This is a genomic window from Pinirhizobacter sp., assembly GCF_035317885.1.
GTDB lineage: Bacteria > Pseudomonadota > Gammaproteobacteria > Xanthomonadales > Rhodanobacteraceae > Pinirhizobacter.
In genome coordinates, this window is record NZ_DATHFX010000276.1 from 1 (window position 1) to 8,541 (window position 8,541).

An 8,541-nucleotide genomic window follows, 5' to 3' on the forward strand; every position below is an offset into this window, starting at 1 on the left:
TGATGCCGGCCATGGCAAGCGGCACACCGGCCCTTGACCGCGCGACGAGGGCGATGTCGTTCGACCACGCCAACGAAGTGGCGCAGCCGGACTACTATCAGGTTCATTTCGATTCAGGCGTCACGGCCGAGATCACGCCCACCGACCATGCGGCGATCATGCGCTTCACCTTCCCGGGCAAGGCGGCCCAGTTGGTGTTCGACAACCGTGATGCCAACAATGGCATTGACCTGGACAAATCACACCGCGCCATCAGCGGCTGGTCGGACAGCAAGAGCCGTCTTTCCACCGGTGCCACGCGGATGTTCTTCTACGCCCGTTTCGACCGGCCCGTGATCGCCGCCGACACCTTCGACGGCAGCGAGCGCGAAGATGCCGCGGCCTGGTTCGGCTTCGACGTGGGACATGGCGGGGCGGTGAACATGCGCATCGCCACCTCGCTGATCTCCGTGGAACAGGCGAAGAAAAACCTCGATCAGGAAATCTCACCCGACGACACCCTGGAGACCGTCCGCGAACGCGCTCGTACGCAATGGGATCAGCAGTTGTCGGTCGCTTCGATCGACACGCCCAATCGCGACGAGAAGGTGGTGCTGTATTCCAACCTCTATCGCCTGTTCCTGTATCCCAATTCCGGCTACGAGAACACCGGCACACGGGCCAATCCCGTTTATAGCTATGCCAGCCCGTTCAGTCCGCAGGTAGGCGGAAATACCCCGCTGCGCACGGGCGCGCGGATCATGCCCGGCAAGGTGTACGTGAATAACGGCTTCTGGGACACCTATCGCACCGCATGGCCGGCCTACACCTTGTTCACCCCGCACACCACGGGCGAGATGATCGACGGCTTCGTGCAGCAGTATCGCGACGGCGGCTGGATCGCCCGCTGGACGTCGCCGGGCTATGCGGACCTGATGGTCGGCACCAGTTCCGACGTGGCGTTTGCCGATGCGTACCTGAAGGGCGTGCGTAATTTCGACGTGGCCGCGTTCTACATGTCGGCATTGAAGAACTCAGCCGTGGTGAGCCCCGTTCCCGGTGCCGGACGCAAGGGCATCGGCCGCAGCCTCTTCAGCGGTTACACCGACAGGTCGGTGGAAGAAGGCCTGTCGTGGTCGATGGATGGTTACATCAACGACTTCGCCATCGGCAACCTGGCGCGCGAACTGACGACCAACCCCCCCGAAGACCGCCGCTACAAAGGCTATGCCGACGACGCGGTGTACTACCGAAGCCGTGCGCTTAACTACGTGCATCTTTTCGATCCGGATGTCGGTTTCTTCGTCGGCCGCAACAGCGATGGCAGCTGGCGATTCGACAAGAAGCACTTCGACCCCACCCGCTGGGGCGGTGACTACACCGAGACCAATGCCTGGAACATGGCCTTCCACGCGCCCCAGGACGGCGCAGGGCTGGCGGCGCTCTATGGCGGACGCGACAAGCTCGGCAAGAAGCTCGATGCGTTTTTCTCGGCCGAGGGAACCTTCGACGTGGGTGACTACGGCGGGGTGATCCACGAGATGCTCGAGGCGCGCGACGTGCGCATGGGCCAGTACGGCCATAGCAACCAGCCTTCGCACCACATCATCTACATGTACGACGAAGCCGGTGAGCCCTGGAAAACCCAGGACAAGCTGCGCGACGCCATGAACCGCCTTTACGTGGGCAGCGAGATCGGCCAGGGGTATCCCGGTGACGAGGACAACGGTGAGATGTCCGCGTGGTGGGTGTTCGGTGCCGCCGGCTTCTATCCCTTGCGCATGGGTACGCCCGAATATGTGATCGGCGCACCGCGCTTCGAGCACATGACGCTGAACCTGGAAGGCGGCAAGCAGATATCCATCAACGCGCCCGGTGTGAGCGACACCAACCGCTACGTGCAGTCACTGAACGTCAACGGCCAGCCGTGGACCAAGCTCACCTTGCCACACGCCTTGCTTGCCGCAGGTGCCACGCTGGACTTCACCATGGGTCCGAAGCCCTCGAAGTGGGGCACCGGCGACGATGCGTTGCCGGCGTCGATCTCGGCCGAAGGACACAAGCCCGCGCCACTGGTGGATGTGTCCTCGCAGGCGACCTTGAGCGCCGATGGCGCCGTGCCGGAACTGCTTGCGGCGCTGGCCGATGACGATTCGGCCTCGGCGTACCAGCTGCCCGGGACCACCAGCAATATCAACTACAAACTCGCCAAGCCCGCGGCCGTGGCTGTCTACACGATCACCTCGCCCGGCGCGCTTGATGCCCCGTTCAACTGGTCGCTGCAAGGTTCGATGGACGGCGCCGCCTGGACCACCCTGGACACCCGTTCGGGTGAGCGCTTCGCCTGGGCCCGCCTGACACGCGCCTTTGCCGTGGCCACGCCTGCGGCGTACACGTACTACCGGTTCACCTTCAACGGCGGTCGCCGCACCGGCATCGCCGAGCTGGAATTGCTCGCGCCCAGCGCGAAGTAGCGGGACGCCGCCGGCCTTGCGCCCGGCGGCGTCCTGCTATCATCCCGCCCTGGACACTTTGATAACCCCCCGGGGCGTTTGCCGTGCTGGAAATCCTGTTGGCTGGTGGCTGGGCGATGACGCCCATCCTGATCTGCTCGCTCGTGGCGCTGGCGATCGTGCTCGAGCGCTTCTGGACATTGCGCCGGGCCTCGGTACTGCCGCCGGGGCTGGGTGAGGAAGTGCGTGAATGGGCCCGCTCGGGCCAGCTGGACAACGAACATGTCCAGGCCCTCGCGGAAGGTTCCCCGCTAGGGGAGTTGCTGGCCGGGGCGCTCAGCGTGCGTGACCGCCCGCGCGAACTCATCAAGGAGCGCATCGAGGACACCGGCCGCCACGTGGTGCATCGCCTTGAGCGTTTCCTTAGCACGCTAGGCACGATCGCCCTGATCGGCCCGCTGCTGGGTTTGCTGGGTACGGTGATCGGGCTGATCCGTATGTTCATGGACGTCATGGGCGGCGGCGTGGGCGATCCGGCCAAGATGGCCGGTGGCATCGGCGAAGCGCTGATCTGCACGGCCTCTGGTCTGGTGGTAGCGATCCCGGCCTATGTGCTGCACCGCTATTTCCGCTCGCGGGTGGGCGGTTACATCGTGGACATGGAGAAGCAGGCCACGGCACTGCTCGACGACCTCTCCTTGCCCAAGCCGCGCCGCCGCAGCGCCGCTGCCGCCACGCCGGCCGAATAAGCCGATGCGACTGACCAACGGCCGGCGCGACGACGACGTCGAGATCAACGTGATCTCTTTGATCGACGTGCTGCTTACCCTGCTGATGTTCTTCGTGCTAACCACCACCTTCGTGCAGCATTCGCGCCTGCAGGTGAATCTGCCCAAGGCCAGCGCCGAGGCGCGGGATCCCAACTCCCAGGCGCTCACCATCGTGGTGGACCGCGAAGGGCACTACTACGTCGGCAGCGACGCGGTGCAGGGGCAGGGCATCGAGACGCTGAAGGAGACCATCGCACGGGTGGCCAACGGCGACCACGACCGCCCGGTGGTGATTCGTGCCGACGCGCTCACCGCCAACCAGAACGTCGTGACCGCCATGGATGCGCTGGGCCAGTTGGGGTTCTCGAAGCTATCCATCGCCACCACGCCCACGCAGGACACCCAGGGCAAGTGAACACTGCCAAGAAAACCTCGCCCTTCGGCAAGGAAACCTGGGTCATCTACAAACGGCTGCTGGGCTATTCCTCGCGCTACAAGGGCGTGGCGCTGATCGCCATCATCGGCATGATCGTCGATCCGGCCTGCCTTGCCATATTCACCAAGCTGCTCAAGCAGATCGTCGACCGCGTATTCGTGGACAAGGACACCTTCTGGATCTTCTGGACGCCGATCTGGATCATCGGATTGTTCATCGTGCGTGGCTTTGCTTCATACGCCACGGACTACGGCATTGCCTACATTGGCCGCAATGTCGTGCAGACGGTGCGCCAGGAAGTGTTCGATGCTTACATGCGACTGCCCGCGGCCTTCTTCGGCCGCGAAGCCTCGGGCCACCAGATTTCACGCATCACCTTTACCAGCGAGCAAGTGGCCAACGCCGCCACTGATTCGCTCAAGACAGTCATCACCGATAGCCTCATGGTGGTGTACATGCTGCTGGTGATGCTCACCACCAGCGCCTACCTCACCTTGTCGCTGCTGGTGCTGGTGCCCTGCGTAGGACTGATCGTCACCGTGGTGAGCCGGCGCTACCGGCGCATCAGCAAGCGCATCCAGGGCAACATGGGTTCGGTGACCAGCGCCGTGGAGGAATCCGTCGGCGCCCACCGCGAGGTCCGCATCTACGGCGGCCAGGAACGCGAAACGCGCCGATTCTTCGACGTGGCCGAACGCGCCCGCCGGTTGAACCTGAAGATTTCCTCCACCGGCGCCCTGTCCAGCGCCACCATCCAGACGGTGGGTGCCGCAGCGCTCGCATTGATGGTGTTCCTGGCAACGCGCCCGGCGGTGTTGTCGAACATATCGCCCGGTGCCTTCATGGCCGTGCTTACCGCCATGGGTGCGATCCTGCCCTCGCTCAAACGGCTTGCCGGCGTGCAGTCGGCCATGCAGCGCGGTATCTCGGCCGCGGAAGACCTCTTCGAGATCATCGACATGCCGCCCGAGCGCGACATGGGCGCGCAAACGCTCGACCGCACCCGCGGCGACATCGTCTTCAAGGACGTGCAGCTGGTGTACCCGCGGAACCAGTTTCCCGCCTTGCGTGGCGTCGACCTCGCCTGCCGGCCGGGTACCGTCACCGCGCTGGTCGGTCGCTCCGGCAGTGGCAAGAGCAGCCTGGTGAGCCTGTTGCCCCGGTTCTACGAGCCCTCGGGCGGGCAGATCCTGCTCGACGGCCACGACTACGAGGCTTATACGCTGCCCTCGCTGCGGCGCCAGATCGCCTGGGTGGGCCAGTCGGTGGTGCTGTTCGACGACACCGTGGCCAACAACATCGCCTACGGTGAACTGGCTGGCGCCAGCGAGGAAGCCATCGTTGCGGCCGCTGAAGCCGCCAACGCGATGGAATTCATCCAGAAGCTCCCCGGCGGCATCCATGCCCCGATCGGCCAGGCCGGCAACATGCTCTCCGGCGGACAGCGCCAGCGCATCGCCATTGCCCGGGCGATCCTGAAGAACGCCCCCATCCTGGTGCTGGACGAAGCCACCAGCGCGCTGGATACCGAATCCGAGCGCCTGATCCAGGACGCCCTGCAACGCCTGATGCGCGACCGCACCACGCTGGTGATCGCCCATCGCCTGTCCACCATCGAACACGCCGACCAGATCGCCGTGATGGACCAGGGCAGGGTGGTGGAGCTGGGTACGCACCACGAACTTCTGGTGCAAGGCGGCACTTACGCCGCGTTGCATCGCATGCAGTTCAGCGATACGGCGCCGTTGGCCGCCGGCCGGCACGACTAGCGCCATGTCGCTGGCCACGCGCCTTCAGCAGCGCTGGTATTCGGACCTTGCGCCACCTTGGTGGACGTTGCCGCTGGAAGCCTTGTACCGAATCGTTTCCAAGGCGCGGGCGCGCAAGGCATCGCCGGTGAGTGTCGGCGTGCCGGTGATCGTCGTTGGCAACATCACCGTAGGCGGCACCGGCAAGACGCCATTGACGCTCGCCATCGTGGACGAGCTTCGGGCGCGTGGCATGAAGCCCGGCGTGGTAAGCCGCGGTTATGGAGGCATCCAGGTCGAGCACGCGCTGCTGCCCGAGGGAGCCACAGCCCGCCAGTACGGTGACGAACCGGCACTGATGCGGCAAGCCGGCGCCACAGTCGCCGTGGGCCGTGATCGTCCCGCAGCGGCACGTCTACTGGTTGAGCGCGGCTGCGACGTGGTGGTGGCCGACGATGGCTTGCAGCATCTGCGCCTGGCCCGCGACGTGGAGATCTGCGTGATCGATGGCGCACGCCGTTTCGGTAATGGGCGGCTCCTGCCGGCCGGCCCCCTGCGGGAGCCCATCTCGCGCCTGGGGACGGTGGATTTCGTCGTCTGCAACGGCGGCACGGCTCGGGCCGACGAGATTTCCATGTCGCTGTACGGCAGCGAAGCCGAATCGCTGGTCGATCGCTCGCGGCGCCTGCTGCTGGAATACTTCCGCGGCCGCACAGTGCATGCCGTGGCGGGCATCGGCAACCCAGGGCGGTTTTTCCACGGTCTGCGTGAGCGAGGCATCGATGTGATCGAACACGCCTTTCCCGACCACCATGATTTCGTTCCCGGCGACATTGTCTTCGGCGACAAACTTCCGGTGCTGATGACGGTAAAGGACGGGATGAAGTGCCAGTCCTTTGCCGCACCGGATGTATTCGTGGTGCCGGTAGCGGCGCATTGCCCGGATAGTTTTTATGATCGCCTGATGTGCCTGGTAGGCACAGACGCGAAACGTGACTAGACGCGTTGTCCTGTATCTCTGTGCTTATTTGGGCTTGGCGCCGCCTTGGGATCCAAGCAGGTAAGCCAGCCGAACGTTGTTCTCCAAGTTGGTAATGCCGTTCTTCATGTCCCGCATGTCGTCGCGATTGAAACTCTTGGCAAGCCTGTCGTACGCCTTGGCTGTCCGCGTTTCGATGCGTTGCAGCAATGCCCCAAGATCTCGTCGTGCCCGGGTATCAGGCATCGCTTCCATCGCCGTCATGCAGTCCTCGATATCGTTCTTGAATGCAGCTTTACCTAGCGGCGAGGCAATCGGACGAAGGCCGCCACTGTTGTCCACGCCGTAGAGGCGGGCGGCTACCTCCGCTATTTTTCCCAGCGTTTTTGTCGAGACGGTGGTGTTGTCTGCCTTGGCGAGGATCGCGCTGGCGAGATTAGAGGTATGGCCGACATGGATGATGGACATGGAAGCACTCCGCGAAAGTTCCAACGGTTAGTCTCCGTACCCCCGAGGACTTTCACATCCAGAAATCGCCCAAAGAAAAAGCCGCGACGCCAGGCTCCGCGGCTTTTCATCAGTGAAGCTCCGCGGTTTACTGCACGCGGGTCACATTACCTTTCTCATCCACCGCCACGATGTCGCCCTCGCGCACCGCCGAGGCATCGGCAATGGTGACATTGCTGACGGAGCCGTCGCCCATCCGCAGGCGAAGCGTCCAGCTTTCGCTGCCGCCGCCCTTGCCTATGGCGTTGCCGGCGAAGCCGCCGCCCACCGCGCCGCCGACGGTGGCGATCTTGCGGCCGTTGCCCTTGCCGATCTGGTTGCCCAGCACGCCGCCGGCAACGGCGCCGATGATGGCGCCAGCGGTGCCGTGGTCACGGCCCTGGGTGACGTTGTGCTCGATCGCGGTCACGGTGCCGCACTGGTCGCAGCGCACGTAGATGCCATCCGGGCGCTTGAGGACGGCGGCATCGGCGGGATTCATGGCGGCGACGGCCACAAAGGCTGCAAGCGGAATGCCCAGCATGGTCTTGAAGTTCATCTTGGAGCTCCTGGCAGTGTTCAGGCCGGCATGCTGCCGGCTGGTCGGTCTTACATTCGTTTGCAGTTTATGCTGCAAGCCTGAACGTTAAGATAAGCCGATGGCGCCCTTCGCCATGGTGACGCAGGTCATACTCCGCGGCATGAATTTCGCTGCCGGGCCCAGGGAACGCGGGACCTAGCCGCCGGACACCGCTTCGTCCGCGGGCGCCCGCTTCAGGAGCACAGCCAGAATCGGCGGCGTCACCATCGCCGTGAGCAGCGACATCGCCACGATCACCGCATAGATCTGCTCGGTGAAGACACCTGCGGCAAGGCCCAGGCTTGCGATCACCACGCCCACCTCGCCACGCGGCACCATGCCGAAACCCACGATGAGGGCGCCCCGGTTGCCCAGCGAGCGGGCGCCGAGGTAACCGCCCAGGAGCTTCGATGCGATCGCGATGAGCGTGACCACCAGCAGCAGCCACAACGCGTGTGCGCTGGCCAGTTCCGCCAGGTTGATCTTCGCGCCGGTAATAACGAAGAAGAACGGCGTGAGCAGGGCCAGCAAGGGGCCCACCTGATGCTCCAGTTCCTCGCGTTGCCGGGTTTCCGAGGCAATCATGCCGGCCAGGAAGGCGCCGATGATGGCGGCCAGACCGAATTCGGTGGAGAGGAAGGCCAGCCCCAGGCACAGGGCCAGCACGATGTTCAGCGCCGACCAGGGGCTCAAGGGTTTGTCCAGCCACGCGGAATTACGCCGCATCACCTTCGACCCGCCCCAGCCGATCACGGCGATGAAGCCCACCGCGCTGCCGAGGGTGATCAGCAGCGATTTAATGTTGAGTTCGCCGCCGCCCTGCATCGACACCACCACGCCCAGCAGCAGCATGGCCAGGATGTCATCGATCACTGCCGCGCCCAGGATCACCCGGCTTTCCATCCGCTGCAGTACACCCAGTTCCTGCAGCACGCGCGCGGTGATGCCGGCGGAGGTGGCCACGAAGGCGGCGGCCACGAACATAGACTTCGCCCATTCGTAGCCTTCGCCGTGTGCCCACAGGGCACCGGCGGCGAAGGGAATGACCACGCCGAGCACACCCACCAGCAGGGCGCTCTTGCCGACCTTCTTGAGGTCGTCCAGGCGTGT

The 8,541-nt window shown here is 64.4% G+C and carries 8 protein-coding genes; 5 read left to right on the plus strand and 3 right to left on the minus strand.

The window, feature by feature from the left end:
• The 5 genes from VK519_RS08945 to lpxK all read left to right on the plus strand — a co-directional run.
• Nucleotides 1-2,453: GH92 family glycosyl hydrolase (locus VK519_RS08945; protein ID WP_324349152.1), on the plus strand; the 2,453-nt coding region annotated here is incomplete at its 5' end.
• 83 nt (nucleotides 2,454-2,536) lie between these two features.
• A complete protein-coding gene (locus VK519_RS08950; protein WP_324349154.1) occupies nucleotides 2,537-3,181 on the plus strand; it encodes a MotA/TolQ/ExbB proton channel family protein in 645 nt (214 codons plus the stop codon).
• Nucleotides 3,182-3,185: 4 nt separating this feature from the next.
• A complete protein-coding gene (locus VK519_RS08955; RefSeq protein WP_324349156.1) occupies nucleotides 3,186-3,617 on the plus strand; it encodes an ExbD/TolR family protein in 432 nt (143 codons plus the stop codon).
• Nucleotides 3,614-5,407, plus strand: a complete 1,794-nt coding sequence (msbA, locus tag VK519_RS08960; RefSeq protein WP_324349158.1) for a lipid A export permease/ATP-binding protein MsbA — start codon at nucleotides 3,614-3,616, stop codon at nucleotides 5,405-5,407. Before VK519_RS08955 ends, msbA begins: the two co-directional genes overlap by 4 nt.
• 4 nt (nucleotides 5,408-5,411) lie before the next feature.
• Nucleotides 5,412-6,386 carry a tetraacyldisaccharide 4'-kinase gene (gene lpxK, locus VK519_RS08965; protein ID WP_324349159.1) on the plus strand — a complete coding sequence of 325 codons (975 nt, stop codon included), beginning with the start codon at nucleotides 5,412-5,414 and terminating at the stop codon, nucleotides 6,384-6,386.
• 24 nt (nucleotides 6,387-6,410) lie between these two features.
• Here lpxK and VK519_RS08970 read toward each other — a convergent pair whose 3' ends face one another.
• From VK519_RS08970 to VK519_RS08980, 3 genes are all read right to left on the minus strand, one after another.
• Nucleotides 6,411-6,833, minus strand: a complete 423-nt coding sequence (locus VK519_RS08970) for a hypothetical protein (RefSeq protein WP_324349161.1) — start codon at nucleotides 6,831-6,833, stop codon at nucleotides 6,411-6,413.
• Between the two features lie 127 nt (nucleotides 6,834-6,960).
• Nucleotides 6,961-7,410: a glycine zipper 2TM domain-containing protein gene (locus VK519_RS08975; protein WP_324349163.1), complete on the minus strand. Its 450-nt coding sequence runs from the start codon at nucleotides 7,408-7,410 to the stop codon at nucleotides 6,961-6,963.
• Nucleotides 7,411-7,587: 177 nt separating this feature from the next.
• Nucleotides 7,588-8,541 (minus strand): cation:proton antiporter (locus tag VK519_RS08980; RefSeq protein WP_324349165.1); only part of this gene is annotated, 954 nt, incomplete at its 5' end.